Source organism: Terriglobus sp. 2YAB30_2 (assembly GCF_052114765.1).
Classification (GTDB): Bacteria; Acidobacteriota; Terriglobia; order Terriglobales; family Acidobacteriaceae; genus Terriglobus.
In genome coordinates, this window is sequence record NZ_JBFRFJ010000002.1 from 1 (window position 1) to 25,740 (window position 25,740).

The window sequence follows — 25,740 nt, forward strand, 5'->3', positions numbered from 1 at the left end:
GATGCCTGGCGACAACGTCAGCCTGGAAGTAACGCTGCACACGCCGGTAGCCATGGAGAAGGGCCTCCGCTTCGCGATCCGTGAGGGTGGCCGCACCGTCGGTGCAGGCGCCATCGCCGAGATCGTCAAGTAGTCCTGCGCGGACGGCGAAAGCTGTCCGCGAAAACAACCGAATTAGGGTGGCTGGTGGAACAGCACCAGCCACACCTCAACGAGATCTTTGCAGCAGGAAAAGAGAAGAAGATGGCAGGACAACAGAGAATCCGGATTCGCTTGAAGGCTTATGACTACCGCGTGCTTGACACGTCGACGGGCGAAATCGTTGAGACGGCAAAGCGTACCGGCGCACAGGTAGCGGGACCGATTCCCCTTCCCACGCTGAAGAACAAGTACTGCGTTCTGCGTTCGCCCCACGTCGACAAGAAGTCGCGCGAAGCCTTCGAGATCCGTACGCACAAGCGTCTGATCGACATTCTGGAGCCGACGCAGCAGACAGTGGACGCGCTGATGAAGCTTGACCTCCCGGCCGGTGTGGACGTAGAGATCAAGACCGTTACCAAGTAAAAGTTTTGTAGTGAAAACCTACAGTGCTCTGGGAAGATAGCCGGCGCATGATGAGGAGAGAAGAAGATGGCAGTAACTGGAATTCTGGGCAAGAAGATTGGCATGACGCAGGTGTTCGACGATAAGGGTGAGGTTCACCCGATCACCGTGTTGAAGGCTGGCCCCTGTGTAATCACGCAGCTCAAGAGCCTGGCGAAGGACGGCTACGAAGCCGCCCAGATCGGCCTGGTTGAGTTCGTGAAGGCGAGCAAGGTGAACAAGCCGATGACCGGCCACTTTGCCAAGAGCAATGTTCCTCCCGTGAAGTTCGTGAAGGAGGTTGGCCTCGAGGCCGCCACTCCCGCGGCTGAGGGTGAGGATACAAATGGCGTGAAGGCTGGCGACCGTATCATGGTCGACATCTTCGCCGACGAGAAGTTTGTAGATGTGATCGGTACCTCGAAAGGCCGCGGTTTTTCCGGCGTCGTTCGTCGTCACCGTTTCGGCGGCGGCCCCAAGTCGCACGGTCACATGTTCCAGATCCAGGGTTCGATCGGCGCTTCGTCGTTCCCCAGCCGTGTCTTCCCGGGTCAGCGTATGCCGGGTCACTACGGTGTGGATCAGGTCACGGTTCGTAACCTGCGTATCCGCGGCATCGACATCGAAGAGAACCTTCTGATGGTCGAGGGCGCCGTTCCGGGACCGCGCGATGGTTATGTGCTGATCTCGAAGGCCAAGCATCCGCCGCGTGAGCGTCGTGGCTTCGGTGGTTCGGGTACGGTTGACCCGCTGAAGGCTTCGAAGAAGGCTTCGGCTGGTAAGAAGAAGTAAAGCTTGACTGTCCAGATGATGCACTTCGTGTGCTTCATCTGGACGGTAGATCCATCGGCTGCGGGGCTATAGGCCTGACTGCGGGATGAAAACAGACAGTAAGTTACGGTCTCCGCAATGGAACGGAGCCAAAAGGAAAAGAAGATGGCAAACATCAAGGTTGTGAATCTGAGCGGAGATCAGGTCGGCGAGTTTCAGCTTGCTGACGAGGTCTTCGGCGCAGAGGTGAACGAGGCCCTCCTGTGGGAGGCGGTGAAGCACTACCGTGCGTCGCTGCGCCAGGGAACGGCTGCTACGAAGAACAAGAAGCTCGTTTCGGGCTCAGGCAAGAAGCTGTGGAAGCAGAAGGGTACTGGCCGCGCCCGTGTGGGTTCGGTTCGTTCGCCGATCTGGCGTCATGGCGGTACGGTTCACGGACCTCAGCCGCGCAGCTATGAGTACCAGTTCCCGAAGAAGAAGCTGATGGGCGCTCTGCGTTCGGCTCTTGCGGCCAAGCTGGCCGACGGCAAGCTGACGGTGGTTGACACCCTTGAGGTGAAGGAGCCCAAGACCAAGCTCTATCGCCAGGCTCTGGACAAGCTGGATGCCAAGAAGACGGCTCTGCTGGTCGAGTCGGGCAAGAAGCTGACGGACAACCTGTTCCTCGGTTCCCGCAATCTGGATGGCGTCGAGCTGGTGCTTAGCTCTGAGGTTCATCCCTACGATCTGCTGCGCTACGAGCATGCAGTCTTCTCCAAGGACGCCCTGGAGGCGCTGCAGGAGACGCTGAAGAAGTCCGTATCCAAGCGCAAGCCCGCTGTGAAGGAGGTCGCATAAATGCCGACCCTGTATACGACGATTCGCCGCCCTCTGATTACCGAGAAGGGCATGGGCGTGAAGGAGACCGAGGGGACGCTGGTATTTGAAGTGGCTCCCGAGGCGACCAAGACCGAAGTGAAGCAGGCTGTTGAGGCTCTCTTCAAGGTGAAGGTTGCCACTGTACGTACGAGCAATGTCACGGGTAAGGAGCGCCGCCGCGGACGTTTTGTCGGCTATCGCCCTGACTGGAAGAAGGCGTACGTGAAGCTGAAGGCCGGCGAGAAGATGCCGGATTATATCGACAACCTGTAAGGCCATAAGCCCGACAGGGAAGAGTCAACCGAACGATTCAAGACGCCAGCCGCGAAAACAATATGCGGCTGGCCTCAGGCAAGGAAACAGAGACAATGCCGATCAAGACATTTCGACCGATTACGCCGACACTGCGCTTCCAGACGAAGCTGGTGAACGACGACATCACGACCAACGAGCCGCACAAGGCGCTTCTCTCGACGAAGAAGCGTACCGGCGGCCGTAACAACACGGGTATGTTGAGCGTGCGCCACATCGGCGGCGGTCACAAGAAGAAGATTCGTGCCATCGACTTCAAGCGCGACAAGTACGGTATCCCGGGAACCGTGGCGACGATCGAGTACGATCCGAACCGCAGCTCGCGTATCGCGCTGATCAGCTACGCTGACGGCGAAAAGCGCTACATCATTCAGCCGCTTGGCCTGAAGGTTGGCCAGAAGGTGATGAGCGGCCCCGAGGCCGACATCCTGATCGGTAATGCTCTTCCGCTCAAGAACATTCCTGCCGGTACCACGGTGCACAATGTTGAGCTTCGCCCTGGCAAGGGCGCACAGATGGTGCGCTCTGCCGGATCGAGCGCACAGCTCGTCGCCAAGGAAGGTGACTACGCTCTGCTGAAGTTGCCTTCCGGCGAGACCCGCAAGGTGCTAGTTGAGTGCATGGCAACCGTTGGCCAGGTCGGCAACACCGACCACGAGAACATCTCGATCGGTAAGGCCGGTGCGAACCGCTGGCGCGGTATCCGTCCCACCAACCGTGGTGTCTCGATGAACCCTGTCGATCACCCGCACGGTGGCGGTGAGGGTAAGACCTCCGGTGGACGTCACCCTGTGACTCCGTGGGGCCAACCGACCCGTGGCTACAAGACCCGTAACAACAAGCGGACCGATGCCTTCATCGTGAACCGCCGGACCAAGTAAAGGCGAGGATAAGAGATATGGCACGTTCGATGAAGAAGGGCCCGTTTATCGACGCCCACCTGATGACGAAGGTTGAAGCGATGAACCAGGCGAATGACAAGAAGGTCATCCGCACCTGGTCGCGCCGCTCGACCATCTACCCGGAGTTCATTGGTCACACCCTTGCTGTTCACAACGGCAAGAAGTTCATCCCGGTCTACGTGACCGAGAACATGGTTGGCCACAAGCTGGGTGAGTTTGCAGCGACGCGCACCTTCAAGGGACACGCGGCGAAGACCGAGTCGGCGGCGAAGAAGTAAACGATCAGCGGAGCGCTTGGCGCTCCCGAAGATAAGAGAGAAGAGTTATGGCACAGGCAGCAGAACAGACCCGCGAGTTTCGCGCAGAAGCGAAGTTCCAGCGGACCAGCCCGCAGAAGGCCAAGCTGGTGCTGGATCTGATCAAGGGCAAGCGTGTTGAGGCGGCGTTGACCACCGTGATGTTCACCAAGAAGCGCATCGCTCCGCTGGTGGAGAAGGTGCTGCGTTCGGCGGTGCAGAACGCAAACTACCTGTCACAGGAACAGGGCCTCGATGTGGATGTGGACAACCTGTATGTGAAGCAGGCTGTCGCGAACGAAGGTCCGCGTATGAAGCGTATCCGTCCGGCTCCGATGGGCCGCGCGTATCGCTACCAGCGCCGGCTTGCGCACATCATCATCACCGTAGCAGAGAAGCAGCGGGCCGGTGCGGCTGCAGGCTCTGGCGCGGCTGAGGTGAAGGCGGCTGCTCCGAAGAAGGCTGCAAAGAAGACGGCGGCCAAGAAGGCTCCGGCGAAAAAGGCGGCAGCGAAGAAGGCTGCCAAGTAACGCAGGTTTAGTTAGATTTGACCGCGACCGGCCGAATAGATGGACCGGCGCGGATGGAGTGAAGGGATAGCTTATGGGACAGAAAGTCCATCCTTACGGATTTCGCCTCGGCGTAAACAAGCCGTGGAAGTCGCGCTGGTTCGTGGAGCGCGATTATGACAAGCTGCTGGTCGAGGACGTCAAGCTGAAGGCGGAACTCCGCGAGAAGCTGAAGGCCGCCGGTGTGAGCTCAGTGGAAGTGGAGCGCCCCGGCAACAAGCTGCGGCTGATCATCCGCACGGCCCGTCCGGGCATCATCATCGGACGCAAGGGCGCTGAGATCGACAAGCTGAAGGCCGATATCCAGAAGCGCACTAACCGCGAGGTGTTCATTGACATCCTCGAGGTCAACAAGCCTGAGCTGGATGCCCAGCTGGTCGCCGAGAACATCGCACTGCAGCTCGAGAAGCGCGTCAGCTTCCGTCGTGCAATGCGTAAGAGCGTCGACTCGGCGTTGCGCTTCGGTTGCAAGGGAATCAAGGTGCGTGTTTCCGGCCGTCTGAACGGTAACGAAATCGCGCGTTCTGAGTGGTATCTGCAGGGTCGCCTGCCGCTGCACACGTTGCGCGCCGATATCGACTACGGCTTTGCCGAAGCTCGCACGACCTACGGTGTGATCGGCGTGAAGACGTGGATCTACCGTGGCGATATCTACGAGCAGAAGAAGCGCCGCGATCAGGCTACGACTTCGGGCGTGTTCTAAAGCAAGGTTATGGGCTGCCGGAGAACTCCGGCAGTCAGTTGGATGATTTTGACGAATCAAGTATTGCCGGTGAAAGGCGAAGTAACCGGCAGCTAAGAGCGAAGAGGGTTTCACTATGTTGATGCCAAAGAAAGTTAAGTTCCGGAAACAGCAGAAGGGCAAGATGCGCGGCAAGGCGTGGCGCGGCTCGACGCTGAGCTTCGGAGATTACGGTTTGAAGGTGATGGAGTGCGGTTACATTACCGACCGCCAGATCGAAGCCAGCCGTATCGCAATGACGCGCTTCATCAAGCGCGGCGGCAAGGTATGGCTGCGTCTGTTCCCCGACAAGCCGATCACCAAGAAGCCTGCCGAAGTCCGTATGGGTTCCGGTAAGGGTGCTCTGGATCACTGGGTTGCGGTTGTTCGTCCGGGCAAGATCCTGTTCGAGATGGAGGGTGTTTCACCCGAGATCGCGAAAGAGGCGATGCGCCTGGCGTCCAACAAGCTGCCGCTGAAGACGACGTTTGTGCAGCGCCACGACGTGAAGGTTGTTGCCGCCAAGTAACACGGGCAGGCGACGGGATAAGAGAGAAGAGTTATGGAACTGAACAAGATTCGGAATCTGAGCGATACGGAGCTGACGACCGAGGCCGACAAGGCCTCCGAACAGCTGTTCCGCCTTACGTTTCAGCGCTCACTGGGCAACAACGAGGGCGTAAAGAAGCTGCGCGGGCTGAAGAAGGATGTCGCCCGCCTGAAGACGATCTCGCGTGAGCGCCAGCTGGGCGTCCGCGGAGCCGCTGCCGTCGAGGCTTCGGCCGAGCCGGTGAAGGCGAAGAAGGCGGCCAAGAAGGCAACCAAGAAAGCAGCGAAGAAGGACTAACCCATGGCAGAGACCCAAGTACAGCAGAACGAGCAGGCGACGCGCCGCAATGAGAAGGTCGGCCAGGTAGTTTCGACCAAGATGCAGAAGACCATCGTGGTTTCGGTCGAAATGCGCAAGGCTCACCCGAAGTACAAGCGCGTTGTGAAGTCCAACAAGAAGTTCTATGCGCACGACGAACAGAACTCGGCCCGCGTGGGCGATGTGGTCCGCATCCGCGAGACCCGTCCCACCAGCAAGCTGAAGCGCTGGGCGCTGGAAGAGATCGTCCGCCGCTCGGCCCTGGCCCAGTTGCCGGATGTCAAGGAAGCTGCGGCTGAGTAATTCCGGCCCGAACGACGAGAGCCTGCGGCGGAAGAGCCAGCAGGCTGACTGAGGAGAACGAAGATGTCCGTTCAGATGAGAACGATTCTTGATGTGGCCGATAACTCCGGTGCACGCCGCCTGCAGGTGATTCTGCCGCTCGGCGGCGGTCTGGGGAAAAAGGCCGGCCTTGGCGACGTGGTCACCGCCGCGGTGAAGGAAGCCGCTCCGGATGGCACCGTGAAGAAGGGCAAGGTTGTAAAGTGCGTGATCGTGCGGACCCGCAAGGAGTCGCGCCGCAAGGATGGCACCTACATCCGCTTTGACCAGAACGCGGCCGTTGTGATCAACGATGCCGGCGAGCCGGTGGGTACCCGCGTCTTCGGTCCCGTCGCTCGTGAGCTGCGCGAGAAGAAGTTCCTGAAGATCGTCTCGCTGGCCCCTGAGGTCATCTAAGCAATATCCTGGCTGGTTCGAAGCACACCGCTTCTGAACCAGCCAATGACTTTTCTGTTGGTTTAAGGTATTCTTCTTAGGTTTGGTCTTGGTGACCACTGACCCCGTAAGGGGACCCAGATGCGACCGGGGCTTTCGGAAAAACTTGGGGTAAGGCAAGCCGCCCGACGTTTCCCGTCAAAACAAACTTTCAATAAGACTGACCGGCGCAGTACATCGCCGAGGCCTGTCATGCATGGTATGTGCATGGGGACAAGGAGCAACAAGCAATGCCGAATATTCAGCGCAACGATACGGTGATCGTGATCGCCGGTAAAAGCAAGGGCAAGAAGGGCCGCGTTCTGCGCGTCATCTCCGAGAACAATCGCGTTCTGGTTGAGGGCGTAGGCCTGGTGAAGAAGCACGTTCGCCCCAATCCGCAGCGCAACATCAAGGGCGGTATCGCCGAGCAGGAAGCTCCCATCCACATCAGCAACGTGATGCTGCTGGATGGCCAGGGCAACCCGACTCGCGTTGGTTTCCGCGTGGTTGATGGTAAGCGTGAGCGCTTCGCCAAGACGACCGGTGAGACGCTGGCTGGCAAGAAGAAGTAAGAACGGAAACTGATTTTAGGATCACCCCACGCAACGGTATACGGACTCTGAATGGAGTCCACTCCGGGACCGTGAGAAAGAGAAGAGCACAATGGCAGCACGCCTTAAAGAGAAGTACACCAAAGAGCTGAAGCCGGCAGTTCAGAAGGACCTCGGGATCACGAACGTGATGGCCGTGCCGAAGCTGGAGAAGATTGTCATCAACATGGGTCTGGGTGAGGCTACCCAGAACTCAAAGATCATGGATCCTCTGGTCTCTGATCTGGCGCAGATCACCGGTCAGAAGCCGGTGCTGACCAAGGCGAAGAAGTCGATCGCAGCCTTCAAGGTCCGTGAGGGCCAGGCAATCGGCGCGATGGTTACGCTGCGCGGCGACTCGATGTACGAGTTCCTGGATCGTCTGATCACCATCGCTCTGCCCCGTGTTCGTGACTTCAAGGGTGTTTCGCCGAAGAGCTTTGACGGCCGCGGCAATTACACGCTCGGTCTTCGCGACCAGTTGATCTTCCCGGAGATCGACTACTCCAAGGTGGAGCGTCTGAAGGGTATGAACGTCACCATCGTGACTACGGCCCAGGATGACCACGGCGCGCGTACGCTGCTCAAGCACTTCGGCATGCCCTTCCGCCAGGGCAACTAAGGGAAGGGATTAGGAAAAGACTATGTCAACGACTGCAAAGGCTGTAAAAGACGCTCGTAAGCCCAAGTTCAAGTGCCGCAAGCACAACCGCTGCAAACTGTGCGGACGCCCCCGTGCGTTCCTGCGCAAGTTCGGCATCTGCCGTTTGTGCTTCCGTGCTCTGGCGCTGAAGGGTGAGATCCCAGGCGTCGTCAAGTCGAGCTGGTAATGCCGGCGTTCCGACGGGCGCTTCCTGTGAGCGCGTAACGAAATTCGGCGGCCGGTGTAACAGCCGCAGCCGCCATAACATCTCCGCTGGTTCTCCTGGTATGAAGACCGGGAGCGAACGGGGGATGAAGGAGAAACGATGAATCTGACTGATCCGGTAGCAGACTTCCTGACACGTATCCGCAATGCGATCCGCGCTCGCCACCAGAAGCTGGATGTTCCCGCTTCGAAGCTGAAGGCAGAGATTGCCCGCATTCTGAAGGAAGAAGGCTACATCGCCAATTACAAGACCTCTGACGAAGAGGGCAGGACTGTTCTGCGCGTGTACCTGAAGTACGGCGTGAACAATGAGGCTGCAATCCAGAACCTGGAGCGTGTCTCCCGTCCCGGTTGCCGCGTGTATGTCGGCCGCGACGAGATCCGCCGCGTTCAAGGCGGTCTAGGCATCTCGATCATCACGACCCCCAAGGGCCTGATGACCGGTCGCCAGGCGCGCAAAGAAGGCGTCGGCGGCGAACTCCTCTGCAACGTCTGGTAGGACTGGCCGTTCAGGCGGAGGGCGCTTCGCGCATCCTCTGGTGGCTGCACGTTGAGATTGAACCGGTGCGTTGCACCGGAAGTAAGGAAATCGGTAGCGATGAGCTGCCTGGCTGCAGTGGAACGAGTGGTGGCAGAAGCCACTCGGGACTCGCAAGCCGATAAAGGATTGAGTCAATGTCACGTATTGGAAAGAAGCCGATCGCTCTCGCATCGAGCGTGAAGTACAAGGTGAACGGCAATATTGTCGAAGTGACCGGCCCCAAGGGAACGGTTAACGCGCTTCTCCCGACCGGTATCAAGCTGGTGGAGAAGGATGGTCACCTTCTGGCTGAGCGCGAGAACGATTCCCAGGCTGCCATTCACGGTCTGGCGCGCGCTCTGGTTTTCAACGCCGTCGAGGGCGTGACCAAGGGCTGGACGAAGGAGCTGGACATCGTCGGCATCGGTTACCGTGCCGAGATGAAGGGCAAGAACGTGGTGGTGTTTACTCTGGGGTACTCGCATCCGATCGAGTTCCCGCTGCCTACGGGCATCGACGTGGCCATCGATCCGAAGCAGACGCACCTGACGATCACCGGTATCGACCGGCAGAAGGTCGGCCAGGTAGCGGCGGATATGCGCTCTCTGCGTAAGCCGGATCCGTACAAGAACAAGGGCGTCCGTTACACGGGCGAGAAGCTGAAGAAGAAGGTCGGTAAGACCGGCGCTAAGTAAACCGAACGGGGGCGCAGGGCGCCTCCGCTACTAGGAGAGAGACGATGATTCTACAGAGACAGCGCAATGTAATCCGCAAGCGGGTTCACACCCGTATCCGTGAGAAGCTCTCGGGTACGACCGAGCGTCCGCGCCTGAACGTGTACCGCTCGCTGGACCACATCTACACCCAGCTCATTGACGATTCCAATGGTGTGACGATTGCTTCGGCATCGACTGTGGCCAAGAAGGGCGAGTCGAAGAAGAACGGCGGCAATATCGATGCGGCCAAGGCAGTCGGCAAGCTGATCGCCGAGCGCGCCAAGGAAAAGGGCGTCAAGAAGGTGGTCTTCGACCGTGGGGGCTACCTCTATCACGGTCGCATCAAGGCTCTTGCCGATGCCGCTCGTGAAGCGGGACTCGAGTTCTAAACGATTTAGGGCTCATGTGCCCGGAAGGAATTGAAGGGAAACGATGGCAACTCTGAAGAAGAAGATTGATGCCAATAAGCTGAACCTGAAGGACCAGGTCGTCGCGATCAACCGCGTGACCAAGGTCGTCAAGGGTGGTAAGAACATGTCCTTCGCCGCGCTGGTGGTTGTGGGCGATCCCGCTGAGGGCGTGGTCGGCTACGGTTCCGGTAAGGCAAAGGAAGTTCCGCAGGCGATCCGCAAGGGAATCGAGTCGGCCAAGAAGAACCTGGTAAAGGTGAACCTGACCGATACGACCATCCCTCACCAGGTGCTGGGCCGTTTCGGTTCGGGCCAGGTGCTGCTGAAGCCGGCTCCCGAAGGTACGGGTGTCATCGCCGGTGGCGCAGTGCGCGCGGTCATGACGTCGGCCGGTGTCCAGAATGTTCTCACTAAGTCGCTGGGTACCGCCAATCCGCACAACGTGGTCAAGGCGACGTTTGCTGCCCTGACGCAGCTGCGTGACAAGCAGGAAGTGGCCGCCCTCCGTGGCAAGGCTGTTGAGGAGCTCTAAATCATGGCAAAGACCATCAAGATCCAGTACTACCGTTCCAAGATCGCCACGCCGGTGAAGCACAAGCTGGTGGTCAAGGGCCTGGGCTTTACGCGCCTGAACCAGATTGTGGAGCGTGAAGACACCCCCTCGATCCGCGGCATGGTGAAGGCGATTCCGCACCTGGTCCGTATCGTCGAAGAGTAGTTCAGACTAAGGCGCGTTTCACGCGCAAACCAGGGGCGATGTAGAATCAGTGCATCGCCCACAAACATATGCGAGTCGGGAAGAGGGAACACTCTTCGCCGGCGTTGAGCGAGGAAATAATGGCAAAGAATCTTTCGAATCTCCGCGCGCCGAAGGGCGCCAACAGCAACAAAAAGCGTGTCGGCCGCGGTATGGGCTCGGGCATGGGTAAGACCTCGACCCGCGGCCACAAGGGCCAGGGTTCGCGCTCGGGCTCGCGCACGATGCGCGGCTTTGAGGGCGGCCAGATGCCGCTGCACCGCCGCCTTCCGAAGCGCGGTTTCACCAACATCTTCCGCACCGAGTACACGGTTCTGGGTCTGGACACGATCGCTTCTCTGAATGAGAGCGAACTGACGATCGAGAAGCTGCAGGCTCTGGGCGTAGCGAAGAAGAACGCTCTGGTGAAGGTGCTGGCAAATGGCGAGATCACCACTGCCGTTACCGTGCATGCTCATAAGTTCTCCAAGGCTGCTCAGGAGAAGATTGAGAAGGCCGGCGGTAAGGCTGTCGTTCTCAGCTAATGGTTAGGGGCCCGGCCATGGCGCCGGGCCTTGTTCTCTTCGTTTCACCCGAAGTTCTCGAGGCCTCACTCTCAGATGCTGGATAAGTTCCTCAACATCTTCCGTATCCCCGACCTGCGCAAGCGCGTTTTGTTCACGCTTGGCCTGCTGGCGGTCTATCGCCTGGGTGCACATATCCCGACGCCGGGTATCAATGCCGATCTGCTGCAGCAGTACTTCCAGCAGAATTCTGGTTCCGCGCTGGGTCTGGTTGACCTGTTTTCCGGCGGCAACCTGCGCAAGCTGACGATCTTTGCGCTGGGCATCATGCCGTATATCACCGCCTCCATCATCTTCCAGTTGCTGACGGTTATTTATGAGCCGCTGGCCAAGCTGCAGAAGGAAGGCGAAATCGGCCGTCGCAAGATCACGCAGTGGACTCGCTACCTCACGGTTCTGCTGGCCATCGTGCAGTCGTTCTTTATCGGCCTGACACTGACCAGCTCGCAGACCGGAGCTCCGATGGTGACCATCGGCAAGTGGTCATTTATTGCTATGGCGGTGTTGACGCTGACTACCGGTACTGCGTTCATCATGTGGCTGGGCGAGCAGATTACGGAGCGCGGTATCGGCAACGGTATGTCGCTTCTGATCTTTACGGGTATCGTCGTCGGCCTGCCGCGCGGTATCCAGGATCTGTGGGAGAAGGCTACAACCCGTGCATGGGGAGCCTTCACTCCGATCGCGTTGTTGATCCTGGTCGCCGGTATGATCGCCGTGGTCGCGTTTATTGTCTGGGTGGAGCGCTCTGAGCGCCGTATCCCGGTGCAGTACGCCAAGCGTATCGTAGGACGCCGTTTGATGGGCGGTCAATCGACTCACCTGCCGCTGAAGGTAAACTCCGGCGGCGTAATGCCGGTCATCTTCGCCAGCTCGATCCTTTCGGCGCCGTTGCTCTTCGCGAATGCAGCGTGGGTGCAGAACACTAAGTTCCTGCGCATTCTGACCGAAGGTCTGAAGCCGGGTGAGCCGTGGTACGAGATCCTGTTCTTCGCGGCGATTGTCTTCTTCGCCTACTTCTACATCTCGATCGTCTTCCGTCCGGATGACATCGCTGACAATATGCGGAAGTACGGTGGCTTTATTCCCGGTATCCGTCCGGGCCGCCGCACCAGCGATTATCTGAACGACATCCTGACTCGCATTACGCTGGTCGGTGCGCTGTACCTGATCATCATCACCGTCATTCCGCAGTTCCTGATCTCGGGTATCCACCTGAATCACTTGTGGCTGGTTGGCACCCTGTTCGATAAGCTGCCGACCTGGGTTACCAATGGTATGGGCGTACAGTTCTACTTCGGTGGAACCTCGCTGCTGATCGTTGTGGGTGTGGCGATGGATACGGTAAACCAGATCGAGTCGCAACTGATCATGCGTCACTACGACGGCTTTACGCCGAAGAGTGGCCGTATCCGCGGACGCCGGAGCTGGTAACGGGAATGGAATGCGTAACCTCTCCGGGACAGCCGGAATTCATCTCCGGCCCGGTTCTGCTGTTAGGTGCGCCAGGAGTCGGTAAGGGAACCCAGGCCCAGATTCTGATGCAGGCCTGGGGTGTCCCCCAGATTTCAACCGGCGATATCATCCGGGCCAACATTAAAGGCGGTTCGGAGATGGGGAAGGAGTTCCAGAAGCTCGTCTCCGTTGGACATCTGGTTCCGGACGACCTGGTCAACCAGATGGTGGCCGAGCGGCTGGAACAGCCGGACACCGCGCGGGGGTATCTGCTTGACGGTTTTCCCCGGACCCTGCCCCAGGCAGAATGGCTGGATGGGCACCTGGGAAAGAACCAGTCGGGACTCCCCGTCGTTGCCGTTAGTATCGAAGTTGGGTATACTCAACTACTGGGCCGCATTACGGGCAGAAGGACTTGCCCGGTATGTCAAACCATCTATAACGTTCATTTCAATCCACCGAAGGTGGAAGGAAAGTGCGATAAGGAAGGTGCGGCTCTCGAACAGCGGGCAGACGACACCGAAGAGAAGTTCGCCGAACGCATGCGAGTGTTCGACGCGCAGACGGCACCGGTGATCGAGCACTACCGCGCTCTCGGACGATTTGAAGCAGTAGACGGTGATCACCCGGTTGAGGTGGTTACTGAAAAGATTGTGGCTGCGCTGATGCGGCTAAGAGGAAACGAAGGGCAGTAAGCGGATCGACAATGGCCATCATGATCAAAACGCCGCAGGAGATTGAAAAGATGCGGCAGGCGGGGATTATCCTTCGCCAGGTACATGAAGCGATCCGTCAGGCGGTGAAGCCGGGCGCCACCACGATGGATCTTGAGCGTGTGGCGGAAGCGAAGATTGCCGAGCTCGGTGCTAAGCCGGCCTTCAAGGGGTACCACGATTACCCGTGGTGCCTGTGCACATCGGTGAACGAAGAAGTCGTGCACGGAATGCCGTCCACAAAGACGGTGCTGAAGGACGGCGATATCGTCAGCGTCGACTGTGGCGTGATCCTCGAAGGGTATTACTCCGACGCGGCTGAAACTTACCCGATAGGGAAGCTTTCGCCGGCCGCACGGAAGCTGTTGGATGTGACCAAGGCATCTCTGGAGCAGGCAATCCAGGAGGCCCAGGTCGGGGCAACGCTAGGCGATATCGGCGCTGCTGTGCAGGAGATGTGTGAGGCGTCGGGATACGGCGTCGTACGGGATTTTGTGGGACACGGCATCGGCAGAAACATGCACGAAGAGCCGCAGGTTCCAAACTACGGTAAGCGCGGCAAGGGAACCAAGCTGCGGGCCGGAATGGTTCTGGCGATTGAACCGATGATCAACGCCGGGACCCATGAGGTGAAGGTGCTGAAAGACGGTTGGACCGCAGTAACCGTCGACGGCAGCCTGAGCGCGCATTTTGAGCACACGGTAGCCATCACAGAGAATGGCCCCCTGGTGTTGACGCGGTAAGAACGTTTGGGGCTTGTAGAGCCCCGGCAGGTCAGGGGAAGACCCTGACAGTAGTTGCAAAGGAGACGGTTTGTCGAAGGAAGACGCGATTGAAGTAATGGCAGTGGTCCTTGAGACGCTGCCAAATGCCATGTTCAAGGTCGAGCTGGAGAATAAGCACCAGGTGCTGGCCCATGTCTCGGGTCGCATGCGCAAGAACTTCATCCGCATCCTCCCAGGCGACCGCGTAGCGGTAGAGTTGAGCCCGTATGATCTGACCCGCGGGCGTATCGTTTACCGATACAAGTAGCAGAAGACAGTTGCCGGGAACGGTGGCTGAGAATCAGAACTGAGGGAAGTAATGAAGGTTCGTGCATCAGTTAAGAAGATTTGCGACAAGTGCAAGATCGTTCACCGCCGTGGTGTGGTGCGCGTGATCTGCGAAAACGCCAAGCACAAGCAGCGCCAGGGCTAAGCCCGGAGCATCTGCCGCAAGGCAATCAACCTGTAGCACTCCCATTTATGGGGCGAGTTCGCCGAAGTCAAGGCGTGCGATGAACCCCGGGAACAAGCTGCCCTAACCGCTTCTGAGGACGACGTCGTCCGGAAGCAACCAAGAGAAGGAAACCAGATGGCACGTATTGCTGGCGTAGATCTTCCACCGAACAAGCAGGTGCGGATCTCGCTTACTTACATCTTCGGCATCGGTGACTCTCGCGCGCTGACCATCCTGAAGGCTGCGGACATCGATCCGTTCCGCAAGCTGAAGGACCTGAGCGAAGACGAGCTGAACCGCATCCGTCAGACGATTGAGCAGGGCTCCCCGGTGGAAGGCGATCTCCGCAAGGAAGTTTCGCTGAACATCAAGCGCCTGATGGAAATCCAGTCCTACCGTGGTATCCGCCACCGCCGCAACCTCCCGGTTCGCGGTCAGCGCACCCACACCAACGCTCGCACCCGTAAGGGCCCCCGCAAGGGCACGGTTGCCGGCAAGAAGAAAGCGACCAAGTAAACCATGGCAAAACAGCAGAGCGCAGCCGGCAAGGCCGGTAAGAATAAGAAGTTCAAGAAGCGCGAACGCAAGAATGTGCCGTATGGTCTGGTCCACATTCAGGCTTCGTTCAACAACACCATCGTCACCATCACCGACCAGCAGGGCAACACGCTTAGCTGGAAGAGCTCGGGCTCGCTGGGCTTCCGTGGTTCGCGTAAGGGAACCCCGTTTGCCGCGCAGCAGGCCGCTGTGAACGCCGCCAACATGGCTCGCGATCATGGTCTTCGGTCGGTCGATGTCCGCGTCGCCGGCCCCGGTTCGGGTCGCGAGTCAGCCGTTCGCGCACTGGCTGCCGCTGGCCTCGAGGTCCGCAGCATTCGTGACGTCACGCCGATTCCGCACAACGGCTGCCGTCCGCCGAAGCGCCGCCGCGTATAACTTCTGCGGTGCCGGATCCAGAAGAGCCGGCACCGTGCAACCTCGTTTATGGATCGCGACGGAAGCGCTCGAGCAGCGTGTAAAGCGATCGACACCTGAAGTCTTAGGAGATTGATAGAAATGGCTCGTTATACTGGACCCGTCTGCCGCCTTTGCCGCCGCGACGGAATGAAACTCTTCCTCAAGGGACCCAAGTGCTTCTCCGACAAGTGCCCGATCGAGAAGCGTAACTTTGCCCCCGGCCAGCACGGCCGTGACCGTAAGGCCAAGATCGTTGGCTACGGTCTGCAGCTCCGCGAAAAGCAGAAGGCAAAGCGTATCTACTTCACGCTCGAAGGCCAGTTCCGCGCATACTACGAGAAGGCTAGCCGCAGGACCGGCGTTACCGGCGACCTGCTGCTGCAGCAGCTCGAGACCCGTCTGGACAACGTGGCCTTTCGCCTTGGCTTTGCAATCTCCCGCCGTCAGGCCCGTCAGGTCGTCCGTCACGGTCATGTGACCGTCAACGGCCGCAAGGTGAACATCCCCTCCTACCAGGTAAAGGTGGGCGATGTGGTAGAGATCCGCGAGAACGCGAAGAAGCTGGTTCTGCTCGAGACTGCCAAGGATTTTGCCTCCGGTCAGACCCAGGCTGCGTGGCTGGAGATCAATCGCGACAACTTCTCGGGCAAGGTTATTGCTTTGCCGAAGCGCGAGGATATCCAGATCCCGGTCAACGAACAGCTGATCGTCGAACTTTACTCGAAGTAATGGTTGAAGGGCTGCGTGGCATAGCCGCGTAGCCCTTTGATTGACCCCACAACTAAATACTCAACCGTGTAACACCCGCCTGGACCGCAGAATGCTTCGCGGACAGTAGCCGGAAGAAAGGATCGATACATGCTTTGGAGAGGTTTCCAAAAGCCCAAGCGTCTTGCTGTTGACAGCGAGACACTGACAGAGAAGTACGGAAAGTTCAGCGCGCAGCCTTTTGAGCGCGGCTTCGGTACGACCATCGGCAACGCACTGCGCCGCACGCTGCTCTCATCAATCGAGGGCGCGGCTGTGACCGCTGTTCGTATTGAGGGCGTACTGCACGAGTTCCAGTCGATCACCGGTGTGGTTGAGGACGCGACGGACATCATTCTGAACCTGAAGCAGATCCCGTTCAAGCTGAACGGCGACGGACCGAAGGCTCTGTACCTGCATGTGGACCAGCCGGGCGTTGTTACTTCCGGCATGATCGAAGCAGATGGCGACGTCGAGATCCTGGACAAGGACGTCTACATCGCGACGGTCTCCGAGGGCGGCAAGCTCGACATGGAGATGCGTTTGAAGCGTGGCCGTGGCTATGTCTCGGCGGACAAGAACTTCGATTCCGACCTCGGTCTTGGTTTTATCCCGGTTGACTCGATTCACTCCCCGGTCCGCAAGGTGAACTACTCGGTGGACGCGGCTCGTCTGGGCCAGATCACCGACTACGATCGCCTGACTCTCGAAGTCTGGACCAATGGCACCGTGCTTCCGGCTGACGCCGTAGGCCTGGCTGCCAAGCTGCTGAAGGACCACCTGACCATCTTCATCAACTTTGAGGAAGAGCTGGAGACCGGTCTGGACGGCAGCGCGGACGGCCCTGCTATCCGCAACGAGAATCTGAACCGCTCGGTCGAAGAGCTTGAGCTCTCCGTCCGCAGCTACAACTGCCTGAAGAACGCGGGTATCCAGACCATCGGCGAGCTGATCCAGAAGACGGAAGCCGAGATGCTGAAGACCAAGAACTTCGGCCGCAAGTCGCTGAACGAGATCAAGGAGATCCTCGCTCAGATGGGCCTCTCGCTGGGTATGAAGATCGACGAGAACGGCAACCCCGTTCCCGGACCGACCTCCGTGCTTCCGGCTGCCACTCTGGCTGCGAGCTATGGCTCGTTTGACGATGAGGACGACGACGACTTCTCGTTGCCGGGCAGCGAGACTGAGAACTTCTAAGACGCTTACCCGCCAGTTGCTCTCTAGCGTGGGCAACTGGCGGAAAGTGTCAGGTAACACCCAGATTTCCGAGGTTGTCAGAGCATCGGCAACTGAGAACTGACAACTTCGAAGAGAGAGAATTGATATGCGCCACCGTAATGGAGGATTCAAACTCGGACGCAACACCAGCCACCGCCGCGCTCTGCTGCGGAACCTGACGACGTCCGTGATTCTTGAGGATCGCGTAGAGACCACGGCCATCAAGGCCAAGGCTGTCCGCCCCCTCGTTGAGAAGATGATCACGCTGGGCAAGCGCGGTGACGTGCACGCCCGCCGCCAGGCTGCTGCCTTCCTGCAGACGCCGCAGGCTGTGGACCGCCTGTTCGCCACCGTGGCTCCGCGCTACGGCGATCGCAACGGCGGCTATCTCCGCATCACCAAGACCGGCTTCCGCAAGGGAGACGGCGGTGAGAAGGCGTTCATCGAGCTGTTGGGTGCTGAGGCTGAGCTCGGCGAGAAGCGCGAAAAGCGCGAAGCTGCCAAGGCCAAGAAGCGCGAAGAGCTGCAGAAGCAGCTTGAGGAACAGCAGCAGGCTGACGGCGGCGAGAACGCGGCCTAAGCAACAGGAATTTACAGCAACAAAAGCGCGCCTTCGGGCGCGCTTTTTCGTTTTCTGCCAATCTCTTTTTTTTGCTTTGACGCATGAGGTTTTCAACATAGACAGCGAGCACTATTTCCGCGGGCGCCCCCGGCCTGATAACCTCCTGCCGGAGGATTTAGCGCATGAGCACAGTACGTCTACTGGTCGGAACGCGAAAAGGCGGTTTTGTGCTGACTTCAGACGGGAAGCGTCAGGACTGGACGGTGGAAGGCCCGTTCTTCGCCGGCTGGGAGATCTATCACATGAAGGGCTCGCCGGTAGATCCTAACCGTATCTGGGCGTCGCAGAGCTCAGGTTGGTCTGGTCAGGTGCTGCAACGTTCCGACGACGGCGGGAAGACCTGGACAGTCGCCGGCAACAAGTTTCTCTATGAAGGAGAAGCCGGAACGCACCAGTGGTACGACGGCACACCGCACCCATGGGAGTTCAAGCGCGTCTGGCACCTGGAGCCTTCTCTGAGCTGCGCGGATACGGTCTTCGCGGGTGTAGAAGATGCCGCCATGTTCAAGACCACAGATGGCGGCACAACCTGGAGTGAATTACCGGAGCTCCGGAAGCATGGCACAGGTAAAGACTGGCAGCCGGGCGCCGGCGGCATGTGCCTGCATTCGATTGTGATCGACCCCACCGACGAACAGAGGATGTTCATTGCGATCTCGGCGGCGGGCGCGTTTCGTACCGATGATGGCGGCGGCAGTTGGAAGCCGATCAACAAGGGACTCCACTCGAAGTACATCCCTAATCCGACGGCTGAGGTCGGGCACTGCGTGCACCATATCGCCATGCATCCATCCAAACCAAAGACCCTGTTTATGCAGAAGCATTGGGATGTGATGCGGACCGATGATGCCGGCGAGAACTGGTCAAAGGTAAGCGGCAACCTGCCAACGGACTTTGGATTCGTCATCGATGTACATGCGCACGAGCCTGAGACCATCTTTGTAGTGCCCATCAAGAGCGACTCCGAGCATTTTCCCATGGAGGGACAGTTGAGAGTCTTCCGTAGCAAAACAGGAGGGAATGAGTGGGAGCCGTTGAGCCGGGGGCTTCCGCAGAAGGACTGCTACGTGAACGTTCTGCGCGACGCCATGTCTGTCGACCGCATGGATGAGTGCGGCATTTACTTCGGCACAACCGGAGGACAGGTATATGCATCGCCCGATGGTGGCGAGAACTGGCAGGCAATTGTGCGGGATCTGCCTGCGGTGCTTTCCGTGGAGGCTCAGACGCTGCCGTGAGTGCGATGGTGCGGGTGGAATTGCCGGCCCATCTCTGTAGGCTCGCAGGTGTCGGCCATGAAGTGACGGTAGCGGTGGATGCCGCTCCGGTGACGATTGCTGCCGTTCTGGAGGTACTGGAACGCGATTACCCCGCATTGGAAGGCACCATCCGTGAGCACGAGACGAAGCAGAGGAGAGCGTGGCTCCGCTTCTTTGTCTGCGAGGAGGACTGGTCGCATGTCGGCATGGATGCCGTGTTGCCGGGAGTGATCGTGAACGGCAAAGAGCCGCTGCTGGTGATAGGAGCAATCGCCGGCGGGTAATCAGTTTGTATCGAATGCCCCACCCATTGCGATGCAACGGGTAGGGCATCCAGTTCTGTGGTTAATTCAGCAGGTACACACAGGTGCTCTAGCGCTTGCCGAAGACGTCGCCCATGCGGCGAATCTGGGCGCCGACGCCGCGAAGCTTCTCTTCGATGCGTTCGTAGCCGCGATCCATGTGATAAACGCGGTCCAGGATGGTTTCACCGTCGGCAACCAGGGCGGCAAGCACCAGAGAGGCCGAAGCACGCAGGTCAGAGCACATGACGGCTGCTGCCTGCAGCGGAGTCTTGCCGACGATGGTGGCTACACGTCCCTCGGTGCGGATATTGGCGCCCATGCGATTCAGTTCCTGAACGTGCATGAAGCGGTTCTCGAAGATGTTCTCGGTAACGATGCTGGTGCCATCGCACTGCGTCGCAAGCGCCATGTATTGGGCCTGCATATCGGTAGGGAATCCCGGGTACTCTTCGGTGGAGATGTCCACCGGCTTCAAGTGACCTTCGCTGCGGACTCGAACGCTCTCGCGACCGACATCAATGCGTGCTCCGGCGGACTCCAGTTTGCCGATGACGGCGCCCAGATGCTCTGGGTTGCAGGAGTCGACGTTCAGGTCACCACCGGTGATGGCGCCGGCAATCAGGAAGGTGCCGGCTTCGATGCGGTCAGGATTGATGCGGTGGCGTGCGCCGTGGAGCTTGTCGACTCCCTTTACCTTAATGGTCGATGACCCCGCGCCTTCGATCTGGGCTCCCATCGCTGTGAGCAGTGCTGCCAGGTCAGTAACTTCCGGCTCGCGGGCACAGTTCTCGAGCAAGGTCTCACCTTCGGCCATAACAGCGGCCATCAGGATGTCCTCGGTACCCGTAACCGTGATCTTGTCGAAGACGATATGTGCGCCCTTCAGGCGTTGCGTGCGGGCCTCAATGTAGCCGTGATCGTAAGTGATGGTGGCGCCCATCTTTTCCAGTGCCGCCAGATGCAGGTCGATAGGGCGGCCGCCGATGGCGCATCCTCCGGGCATGGCGACGCGCGCCATACCGGTCCGGGCAATCAGTGGACCAAGCACCAGCGAGCTGGCGCGCATGGTCTTTACGATCTCGTATTTGGCGACCGGGTCAGAGAGATTTGCGCACTGGATGCTGGTACGGTGCTGAGCCCGGCCATATCCGAGTTCCACGTTGGCGCCCATGGACTCCAGCAGCTTGCGCTCGGTCTCGATATCGCGAACCTGGGGAATATTTTCGAGGATGATCTCATCCTCGGTAAGGATGGCGGCAGCCATGCAGGGGAGAGCGGAGTTCTTGGCTCCAGAGACTTTGATGGTGCCGAGGAGCGGGTTACCGCCGCGAATAACAAACTTATCCATGAGCCAACGAGATACCTTAACGAATCAGTAAACGCCTCTTTGATTCTACGGAGTTACGTTGTGGAAGGGAGTGCTTCGGCTGGTTCAGGGCTTAGATCATTTTTACTGTAGGTGTAGTTGAGGGGTTCCGATCTATGGGCGTTTTCCGCAATGAAAACGCCGCTGCACATCCCTTCCGGGATACCAGCAACAGGAAAAATGCTCTAGATCTCAGCGTGATGAAGTGCTCTGGTAGAAAACGCCTTTGCGATACGGAATAGCTCAATGCTGAACCAGGAAAGGCAAACGAGAAACAGCTTGCCGCATTTGTGCGGAAGCATCGCCGGGTAGGTCTCAGGATGGAACGGCGAAAGGGTGAAATGGTGTTCCAGAAGGCAGATGACAACTGGCACCCAGCGTAGCCGTGAGCGAGAGTGTGAGGCGGAGGCGTTGACCGCAAAGAGCAGAGTGCTTCACAGAATGGAACGAACCATCCCCACGAAATCGTTTGTGGCGTTCAGACTTTCTATCGCCGTGAGCATATTTTCTTTTGTCACGGTCGGAATCACAATCAAGCCAGCTTCGCTGAAACAGGTCGCCCCCTGCTTGAATGTGAAGTCGATTTCCTGCTGCAGGCGCACTGGATCAAAGAATGTGACCGGAAGGGAGGAACCATCGGGAAAGCGCAAAACACATGCTCCGAACCATCCCTTTTGCTCTACTTCCCAGGCGGTATAGTCGTCGAACTCTACAAGAAATTCGAGTTTTGGATGGCTGTTCATAGTTCCCGAGGTTAGAGCGGGCAAGCCGTCCTACAGCTCAAGGCGGGAGTCTTCGATCGCCAAACGGACATTGCCATCCGACTTGGAAAGGCGGCGGACGGCCTCCATCTTGTCCACGCCGGCCTTCAGCATGACGACCGCGATAGGGATGGATTTACCGGCTGACTTGATGGCGCGGATGGCGGTTTCACGATCGACGCCTGTCACCCGCTGCAACACGTTGATACCGCGCTCGACGAGCTTGGCATTCTTCATGTGGACGTTCACCATCAGGTTCTCGTACACATAGCCCAGACGAGTCATCGCGCCCGTCGTGATCATGTTCAGGATCATTTTCTGGGCTGTACCCGCTTTCATGCGGGTCGACCCGGAGATGACCTCAGGACCTACGTCGGCAACGATACAGATATCGGAGACCTCAGCAAGACGGCTATTGGGATTGCATACCACGGCGGCGGTCCGCGCTCCGCGCTGGCGGGCATAGTCTACGGCGCCGACAACATACGGTGTGTGGCCCGAGGCCGAGACACCGATCACAATGTCTTTTCTGGTTGGGCGGCGCTTGGCAATGTCGCGCTGGCCCATCTCCGGGGAATCTTCATTGACATCAGCGGCAGAGGCAAGAGCTTTTGGGCCGCCGCACATCAGGTACTGGATCTGCTGAGGCTGCGTCGAAAAGGTAGCAGGGCATTCCTGGGAATCCAGTGAAGCGATGCGCCCTGAAGAGCCGGCCCCAACGTAGATTAGCCGGCCGCCATCGCGCAGGGCGCGGGCAACCTGGTCGATCACCAGAGCGATCTCAGGAAGCGCTTTTTTGACTGCCAGGTGGACCTTTGCATCCTCGTGATTAATGATCCGGGCAATCTCAAGCGCACTTTTAGTGTCAAAGCCTTCGGATGCTTCGTTCGGCCGCTCCGTGACGAGTGCCTGCAGGTCGAACTGCTCACGTTCTGTGGATTTGGCGGCGGGAGCTGCAAGGGGTTCGGTCATGAGCGCTGGCATAAGGGTATCGATACAGGCGGAACCATTCTAGTCCTAAGTTACTTGGATGCGACAGATGTGTGTTGTGGATGGCCGTTACGGAAGTGATACGCCCTCTCCGGGAAGGTAGAATATTAGAGATAATCCAAAGATTATTGAGGAAGTGGCTTGCCGGGCAGGCAGCTGAGGAAGAGGGCCAAAGCGCTACGCATGACGGAAATCAAACCGATTCTGGTGACCGGTGGGGCCGGTTTTATAGGAAGCAATTTCGTACTGGACTGGATTGAGACGGAGTCGTCGCCAGTCATCAATCTCGATAAGCTGACGTATGCCGGAAACCCGCTGACCCTGGCGTCTCTGGAAAACAATCCCCGCTATACCTTCGTCCACGGGGATATCTGTGACGGGGAGTTGGTCGCCGATCTGTTGAAGCGTCACCGCCCGCGGGCAATTGTCCATTTCGCCGCCGAGAGCCATGTTGACCGCTCTATCCTCGGGCCGGAGGCATTTCTAAAGACCAATATCGACGGGACCTTCCAACTGTTACGAGGTGCTTTGGCCTTCTATCGGACACTTGCAGGGGAGGAAAAAGAGAGCTTCCGATTCCATCATGTGTCTACCGATGAAGTTTTCGGGACACTGAAGGCGGAAGATCCGGCTTTCCACGAGGAAACGCCATACGCGCCAAACTCCCCCTATGCGGCGAGCAAGGCCGCAAGTGACCACCTCGTCAGAGCGTGGCATCACACCTACGGTCTCCCGACGTTGATGACCAACTGTTCCAATAACTACGGGCCATATCACTTCCCAGAAAAGCTGATTCCGCTGATGATTACCCACGCATTGGAGGGGAAGCCTCTGCCGGTGTATGGTGATGGTTTGCAGGTTCGGGACTGGCTATACGTAAAGGACCATTGCTCTGCTATTCGGACGGTGCTGGCACAAGGAACAGTGGGCGAGACGTACAACATCGGAGGCTGCAACCAGCGAACGAATCTGGAAGTTGTGACGTTCCTCTGCGAACTGCTGGACGAACTCGTTCCGGAATCTGCCTTCCGGCCGCATCGGCAGCTCATCCGTTTCGTGACGGATCGCCCAGGCCACGACAGACGGTATGCCATTGATGCCAGAAAAGTCGAGCGGGAGCTGGGGTGGAAACCGGCTGAGAGCTTCGAGACAGGCCTCCGGAAGACGGTGGAGTGGTATCTAGCTAACAAAACGTGGACCGAAAACGTCACGAGCGGTGTCTATAAGCAGTGGATTGAAAAGAACTATGGATTTCGGAAGGCGGAGTTGTAGATGAAGGGAATCATTCTGGCCGGAGGTTCTGGTACGCGGCTGTATCCGGTAACGCAGGCGGTGTCAAAACAACTGTTGCCTGTGTACGACAAGCCAATGATTTACTATCCGCTGTCCGTGCTGATGTTGTCTGACATCCGCGAGATTCTCATCATTTCGACGCCGCAGGATACGCCGCGATTTGAGCAACTATTGGGAGACGGCAGCCAATGGGGACTGTCGTTTCAATATGCGGTGCAAGAGAGTCCCGATGGCCTGGCACAGGCATTTCTGATTGGAAGGGATTTTCTGGCCGGTGAGGGATGTTGCCTGGTGCTTGGCGACAACATTTTCTTCGGCCACGAGTTACCCAAAAAGCTACAGGCGGCCTCGCAGAAAACGAATGGTGCCACCGTATTCGCATACAGGGTTTCTGACCCGGAGCGCTATGGCGTGGTGGAGTTTGACGCCGCGGGAAATGCGATCTCTCTCGAAGAGAAGCCTAAGGAACCGAAGTCGTCGTATGCCGTTACCGGGGTCTATTTTTACGACTCTCAGATCGTTCGGGTTGCCAGCTCCATTAAGCCTTCGGAACGCGGTGAGCTGGAAATCACAGATGTGAATCGGTGGTACCTGGAACGTGGAGAGCTTGCGGTACAGAACCTTGGCCGTGGCACGGCTTGGCTCGATACCGGAACGCATGATTCCTTGCTTGAGGCGGGAACATTTATCCATGCCATCGAGCATCGTCAAGGTCTGAAGGTGGCTTGTCCGGAAGAGATCGCATTTCGCAAGAAGTGGATCTCAAGCGAAGAGCTTGGGACATTGGCGAAGAAGATCGGTAAGAGCAGCTATGCCAACTATCTTCATCGCATCCTGAAAGAACGGATCTTCTGATGGGGCCGTTTCTTCTGACCGGGGCCAGCGGGCAGGTCGGCAGTGAGCTTGAGCCGATGCTGAATCAACTTGGAACTACGGTGGCCGCACCGCGGCGGCACGAGCTCGATCTAAGCGATCTGGATGCCGTGAGGCGATATATCCGCTCACTGAGGCCACGCTGGATTATCAATCCAGCGGCCTACACGGCCGTGGACAAGGCAGAACAGGAGCCGGAGATGGCGTTTCGGCTTAATGCTGAGTTGCCTCAGGTTCTCGGAGAAGAGGCTGCGGCTCTCGATGCCGTTGTGGTCCATTTTTCGACGGACTACGTTTTCGCCGGAGTAGGGAACACGGCATATGTCGAGACGGATCCAACGGGGCCGTTGAGCGTTTATGGCGCCAGCAAGCTCGCAGGCGAACGTGCACTTGCGGCAACTGGAGCGGCGTATTTCATCTTCCGGACGAGTTGGGTCTACAACTCTACCGGCAAAAATTTTGTCCGGACTATCCTGCGGTTTGCCCGGGAGAGAGAAGAGCTGCGTATTGTGGCTGACCAGCACGGAGCTCCCACATGGGCGCGCGATCTCGCCCGTCTCACACTGCACACTATTCGTCGTTGTGAGGCAACGGGAGATTACCTCACCGAGGCTCGACGCTTAGGCGGTATCTACCACGCCAGTAACGCCGGAGAGACCACCTGGTTTGATTTTGCGCGGGCCTTCCTGGCGCTGGCCCAGGAGAAGGAGCCAGCGCAATCCTGGGCAAAACTCACAGCGGTCAGAACCGAGGAATATCCAACGCCCGCCAGAAGGCCAGGGAACTCTCGCTTAAATTGTGAACTGTTGCAGCGGATGCTCGGATTTACCATGCCGGCATGGCAGGACTCGCTGCGAGCAGCGATGCTTGAAATCTAAAAACAGATCGAAAGAAGGATTCT

39 protein-coding genes and 1 pseudogene are annotated in these 25,740 nt (G+C 58.3%); 37 read left to right on the forward strand and 3 right to left on the reverse strand.

The window, feature by feature from the left end; translation table 11 throughout:
- The 34 genes and pseudogenes from tuf to AB4Y89_RS02665 form a co-directional block, all read left to right on the forward strand.
- Positions 1-133, forward strand: a pseudogene (gene tuf / locus AB4Y89_RS02500) (elongation factor Tu); the annotation flags it as partial.
- 110 nt (positions 134-243) lie between these two features.
- Entirely contained in the window at positions 244-564 is a 321-nt protein-coding gene (gene rpsJ / locus AB4Y89_RS02505) for a 30S ribosomal protein S10 (RefSeq protein WP_147648591.1), read from the forward strand.
- 66 nt (positions 565-630) lie between these two features.
- Entirely contained in the window at positions 631-1,374 is a 744-nt protein-coding gene (gene rplC, locus AB4Y89_RS02510; protein WP_442299341.1) for a 50S ribosomal protein L3, read from the forward strand.
- A 144-nt stretch (positions 1,375-1,518) separates the two neighbouring features.
- Positions 1,519-2,190, forward strand: coding sequence for a 50S ribosomal protein L4 (gene rplD / locus AB4Y89_RS02515; RefSeq protein WP_442299342.1), 672 nt, complete (start codon positions 1,519-1,521; stop codon positions 2,188-2,190).
- Complete coding sequence (locus tag AB4Y89_RS02520) at positions 2,191-2,484, forward strand: 50S ribosomal protein L23 (RefSeq protein WP_147648588.1); 294 nt, start codon at positions 2,191-2,193, stop codon at positions 2,482-2,484.
- Positions 2,485-2,579: 95 nt separating this feature from the next.
- Entirely contained in the window at positions 2,580-3,404 is an 825-nt protein-coding gene (gene rplB / locus AB4Y89_RS02525; protein ID WP_442299343.1) for a 50S ribosomal protein L2, read from the forward strand.
- A gap of 17 nt (positions 3,405-3,421) precedes the next feature.
- Positions 3,422-3,703 (forward strand): 30S ribosomal protein S19, encoded by a 282-nt coding sequence (gene rpsS / locus AB4Y89_RS02530; RefSeq protein WP_147648586.1) that lies wholly within the window; start codon positions 3,422-3,424, stop codon positions 3,701-3,703.
- A 47-nt stretch (positions 3,704-3,750) separates the two neighbouring features.
- Positions 3,751-4,251, forward strand: a complete 501-nt coding sequence (gene rplV, locus AB4Y89_RS02535; protein WP_442299344.1) for a 50S ribosomal protein L22 — start codon at positions 3,751-3,753, stop codon at positions 4,249-4,251.
- Positions 4,252-4,324: 73 nt separating this feature from the next.
- Positions 4,325-4,993, forward strand: coding sequence for a 30S ribosomal protein S3 (rpsC, locus tag AB4Y89_RS02540; protein WP_442299345.1), 669 nt, complete (start codon positions 4,325-4,327; stop codon positions 4,991-4,993).
- Positions 4,994-5,108: 115 nt separating this feature from the next.
- A complete protein-coding gene (rplP, locus tag AB4Y89_RS02545; protein WP_442299346.1) occupies positions 5,109-5,540 on the forward strand; it encodes a 50S ribosomal protein L16 in 432 nt (143 codons plus the stop codon).
- Positions 5,541-5,573: 33 nt separating this feature from the next.
- Positions 5,574-5,858 (forward strand): 50S ribosomal protein L29, encoded by a 285-nt coding sequence (gene rpmC / locus AB4Y89_RS02550; RefSeq protein WP_442299347.1) that lies wholly within the window; start codon positions 5,574-5,576, stop codon positions 5,856-5,858.
- Between the two features lie 3 nt (positions 5,859-5,861).
- Positions 5,862-6,182 carry a 30S ribosomal protein S17 gene (rpsQ, locus tag AB4Y89_RS02555; RefSeq protein WP_147648581.1) on the forward strand — a complete coding sequence of 107 codons (321 nt, stop codon included), beginning with the start codon at positions 5,862-5,864 and terminating at the stop codon, positions 6,180-6,182.
- 63 nt (positions 6,183-6,245) lie between these two features.
- The gene (gene rplN, locus AB4Y89_RS02560; protein ID WP_442299348.1) at positions 6,246-6,617 is read left to right on the forward strand and encodes a 50S ribosomal protein L14; all 372 of its coding nucleotides are present in this window, start codon (positions 6,246-6,248) and stop codon (positions 6,615-6,617) included.
- 269 nt (positions 6,618-6,886) lie between these two features.
- A complete protein-coding gene (gene rplX / locus AB4Y89_RS02565; protein ID WP_442299349.1) occupies positions 6,887-7,210 on the forward strand; it encodes a 50S ribosomal protein L24 in 324 nt (107 codons plus the stop codon).
- 91 nt (positions 7,211-7,301) lie between these two features.
- A complete protein-coding gene (rplE, locus tag AB4Y89_RS02570; protein ID WP_442299350.1) occupies positions 7,302-7,850 on the forward strand; it encodes a 50S ribosomal protein L5 in 549 nt (182 codons plus the stop codon).
- A 22-nt stretch (positions 7,851-7,872) separates the two neighbouring features.
- The gene (locus AB4Y89_RS02575) at positions 7,873-8,058 is read left to right on the forward strand and encodes a type Z 30S ribosomal protein S14 (RefSeq protein ID WP_147648577.1); all 186 of its coding nucleotides are present in this window, start codon (positions 7,873-7,875) and stop codon (positions 8,056-8,058) included.
- A 138-nt stretch (positions 8,059-8,196) separates the two neighbouring features.
- The gene (gene rpsH, locus AB4Y89_RS02580; protein ID WP_442299351.1) at positions 8,197-8,595 is read left to right on the forward strand and encodes a 30S ribosomal protein S8; all 399 of its coding nucleotides are present in this window, start codon (positions 8,197-8,199) and stop codon (positions 8,593-8,595) included.
- Between the two features lie 176 nt (positions 8,596-8,771).
- On the forward strand, positions 8,772-9,311 hold the full coding sequence (rplF, locus tag AB4Y89_RS02585; RefSeq protein ID WP_442299352.1) for a 50S ribosomal protein L6: 540 nt from the start codon (positions 8,772-8,774) through the stop codon (positions 9,309-9,311).
- Between the two features lie 44 nt (positions 9,312-9,355).
- Complete coding sequence (gene rplR, locus AB4Y89_RS02590) at positions 9,356-9,721, forward strand: 50S ribosomal protein L18 (RefSeq protein ID WP_442299353.1); 366 nt, start codon at positions 9,356-9,358, stop codon at positions 9,719-9,721.
- 43 nt (positions 9,722-9,764) lie between these two features.
- Positions 9,765-10,274 carry a 30S ribosomal protein S5 gene (rpsE, locus tag AB4Y89_RS02595; RefSeq protein ID WP_442299354.1) on the forward strand — a complete coding sequence of 170 codons (510 nt, stop codon included), beginning with the start codon at positions 9,765-9,767 and terminating at the stop codon, positions 10,272-10,274.
- A 3-nt stretch (positions 10,275-10,277) separates the two neighbouring features.
- Positions 10,278-10,460, forward strand: coding sequence for a 50S ribosomal protein L30 (gene rpmD / locus AB4Y89_RS02600; protein WP_147648572.1), 183 nt, complete (start codon positions 10,278-10,280; stop codon positions 10,458-10,460).
- A 119-nt stretch (positions 10,461-10,579) separates the two neighbouring features.
- Positions 10,580-11,023, forward strand: coding sequence for a 50S ribosomal protein L15 (gene rplO / locus AB4Y89_RS02605; RefSeq protein WP_442299355.1), 444 nt, complete (start codon positions 10,580-10,582; stop codon positions 11,021-11,023).
- Positions 11,024-11,098: 75 nt separating this feature from the next.
- Entirely contained in the window at positions 11,099-12,496 is a 1,398-nt protein-coding gene (gene secY / locus AB4Y89_RS02610) for a preprotein translocase subunit SecY (RefSeq protein WP_442299356.1), read from the forward strand.
- A 5-nt stretch (positions 12,497-12,501) separates the two neighbouring features.
- Positions 12,502-13,212: an adenylate kinase gene (locus AB4Y89_RS02615; protein WP_442299357.1), complete on the forward strand. Its 711-nt coding sequence runs from the start codon at positions 12,502-12,504 to the stop codon at positions 13,210-13,212.
- A gap of 11 nt (positions 13,213-13,223) precedes the next feature.
- On the forward strand, positions 13,224-13,973 hold the full coding sequence (map, locus tag AB4Y89_RS02620; protein WP_442299358.1) for a type I methionyl aminopeptidase: 750 nt from the start codon (positions 13,224-13,226) through the stop codon (positions 13,971-13,973).
- Between the two features lie 70 nt (positions 13,974-14,043).
- A complete protein-coding gene (gene infA, locus AB4Y89_RS02625; RefSeq protein WP_147648567.1) occupies positions 14,044-14,262 on the forward strand; it encodes a translation initiation factor IF-1 in 219 nt (72 codons plus the stop codon).
- A gap of 51 nt (positions 14,263-14,313) precedes the next feature.
- On the forward strand, positions 14,314-14,427 hold the full coding sequence (gene rpmJ, locus AB4Y89_RS02630) for a 50S ribosomal protein L36 (RefSeq protein WP_013569699.1): 114 nt from the start codon (positions 14,314-14,316) through the stop codon (positions 14,425-14,427).
- 156 nt (positions 14,428-14,583) lie between these two features.
- Positions 14,584-14,964 carry a 30S ribosomal protein S13 gene (gene rpsM / locus AB4Y89_RS02635; protein WP_263415710.1) on the forward strand — a complete coding sequence of 127 codons (381 nt, stop codon included), beginning with the start codon at positions 14,584-14,586 and terminating at the stop codon, positions 14,962-14,964.
- 3 nt (positions 14,965-14,967) lie between these two features.
- Positions 14,968-15,384, forward strand: coding sequence for a 30S ribosomal protein S11 (rpsK, locus tag AB4Y89_RS02640; protein WP_147648565.1), 417 nt, complete (start codon positions 14,968-14,970; stop codon positions 15,382-15,384).
- Positions 15,385-15,504: 120 nt separating this feature from the next.
- Positions 15,505-16,134, forward strand: a complete 630-nt coding sequence (gene rpsD, locus AB4Y89_RS02645) for a 30S ribosomal protein S4 (protein WP_442299359.1) — start codon at positions 15,505-15,507, stop codon at positions 16,132-16,134.
- A 129-nt stretch (positions 16,135-16,263) separates the two neighbouring features.
- Positions 16,264-17,349: a DNA-directed RNA polymerase subunit alpha gene (locus tag AB4Y89_RS02650; protein ID WP_147648563.1), complete on the forward strand. Its 1,086-nt coding sequence runs from the start codon at positions 16,264-16,266 to the stop codon at positions 17,347-17,349.
- A gap of 127 nt (positions 17,350-17,476) precedes the next feature.
- Positions 17,477-17,950: a 50S ribosomal protein L17 gene (rplQ, locus tag AB4Y89_RS02655; RefSeq protein ID WP_442299360.1), complete on the forward strand. Its 474-nt coding sequence runs from the start codon at positions 17,477-17,479 to the stop codon at positions 17,948-17,950.
- A 164-nt stretch (positions 17,951-18,114) separates the two neighbouring features.
- A complete protein-coding gene (locus tag AB4Y89_RS02660; RefSeq protein WP_442299361.1) occupies positions 18,115-19,230 on the forward strand; it encodes a WD40/YVTN/BNR-like repeat-containing protein in 1,116 nt (371 codons plus the stop codon).
- 5 nt (positions 19,231-19,235) lie between these two features.
- A complete protein-coding gene (locus AB4Y89_RS02665; protein WP_442299855.1) occupies positions 19,236-19,535 on the forward strand; it encodes a MoaD/ThiS family protein in 300 nt (99 codons plus the stop codon).
- An 88-nt stretch (positions 19,536-19,623) separates the two neighbouring features.
- Here AB4Y89_RS02665 and murA read toward each other — a convergent pair whose 3' ends face one another.
- The 3 genes from murA to murQ all read right to left on the reverse strand — a co-directional run bounded on the left by murA (position 19,624) and on the right by murQ (position 22,655).
- Positions 19,624-20,904: a UDP-N-acetylglucosamine 1-carboxyvinyltransferase gene (gene murA, locus AB4Y89_RS02670; RefSeq protein ID WP_442299362.1), complete on the reverse strand. Its 1,281-nt coding sequence runs from the start codon at positions 20,902-20,904 to the stop codon at positions 19,624-19,626.
- A gap of 452 nt (positions 20,905-21,356) precedes the next feature.
- Positions 21,357-21,665, reverse strand: coding sequence for a hypothetical protein (locus AB4Y89_RS02675; protein ID WP_442299363.1), 309 nt, complete (start codon positions 21,663-21,665; stop codon positions 21,357-21,359).
- A gap of 30 nt (positions 21,666-21,695) precedes the next feature.
- A complete protein-coding gene (gene murQ / locus AB4Y89_RS02680) occupies positions 21,696-22,655 on the reverse strand; it encodes an N-acetylmuramic acid 6-phosphate etherase (protein WP_147648558.1) in 960 nt (319 codons plus the stop codon).
- A gap of 201 nt (positions 22,656-22,856) precedes the next feature.
- Between murQ and rfbB the strand changes: the two genes are divergently transcribed.
- Genes rfbB through rfbD form a run of 3 tightly spaced genes read left to right on the forward strand, consistent with a single transcriptional unit; the run spans position 22,857 to position 25,717 of the window.
- Positions 22,857-23,945 carry a dTDP-glucose 4,6-dehydratase gene (gene rfbB / locus AB4Y89_RS02685; protein WP_442299364.1) on the forward strand — a complete coding sequence of 363 codons (1,089 nt, stop codon included), beginning with the start codon at positions 22,857-22,859 and terminating at the stop codon, positions 23,943-23,945.
- On the forward strand, positions 23,946-24,821 hold the full coding sequence (gene rfbA, locus AB4Y89_RS02690) for a glucose-1-phosphate thymidylyltransferase RfbA (protein WP_442299365.1): 876 nt from the start codon (positions 23,946-23,948) through the stop codon (positions 24,819-24,821). It begins immediately after the preceding gene.
- Positions 24,821-25,717 (forward strand): dTDP-4-dehydrorhamnose reductase, encoded by an 897-nt coding sequence (gene rfbD, locus AB4Y89_RS02695; RefSeq protein WP_442299366.1) that lies wholly within the window; start codon positions 24,821-24,823, stop codon positions 25,715-25,717. The genes rfbA and rfbD overlap by 1 nt, the downstream gene beginning before the upstream one ends.
- Positions 25,718-25,740: the final 23 nt, after the last annotated feature.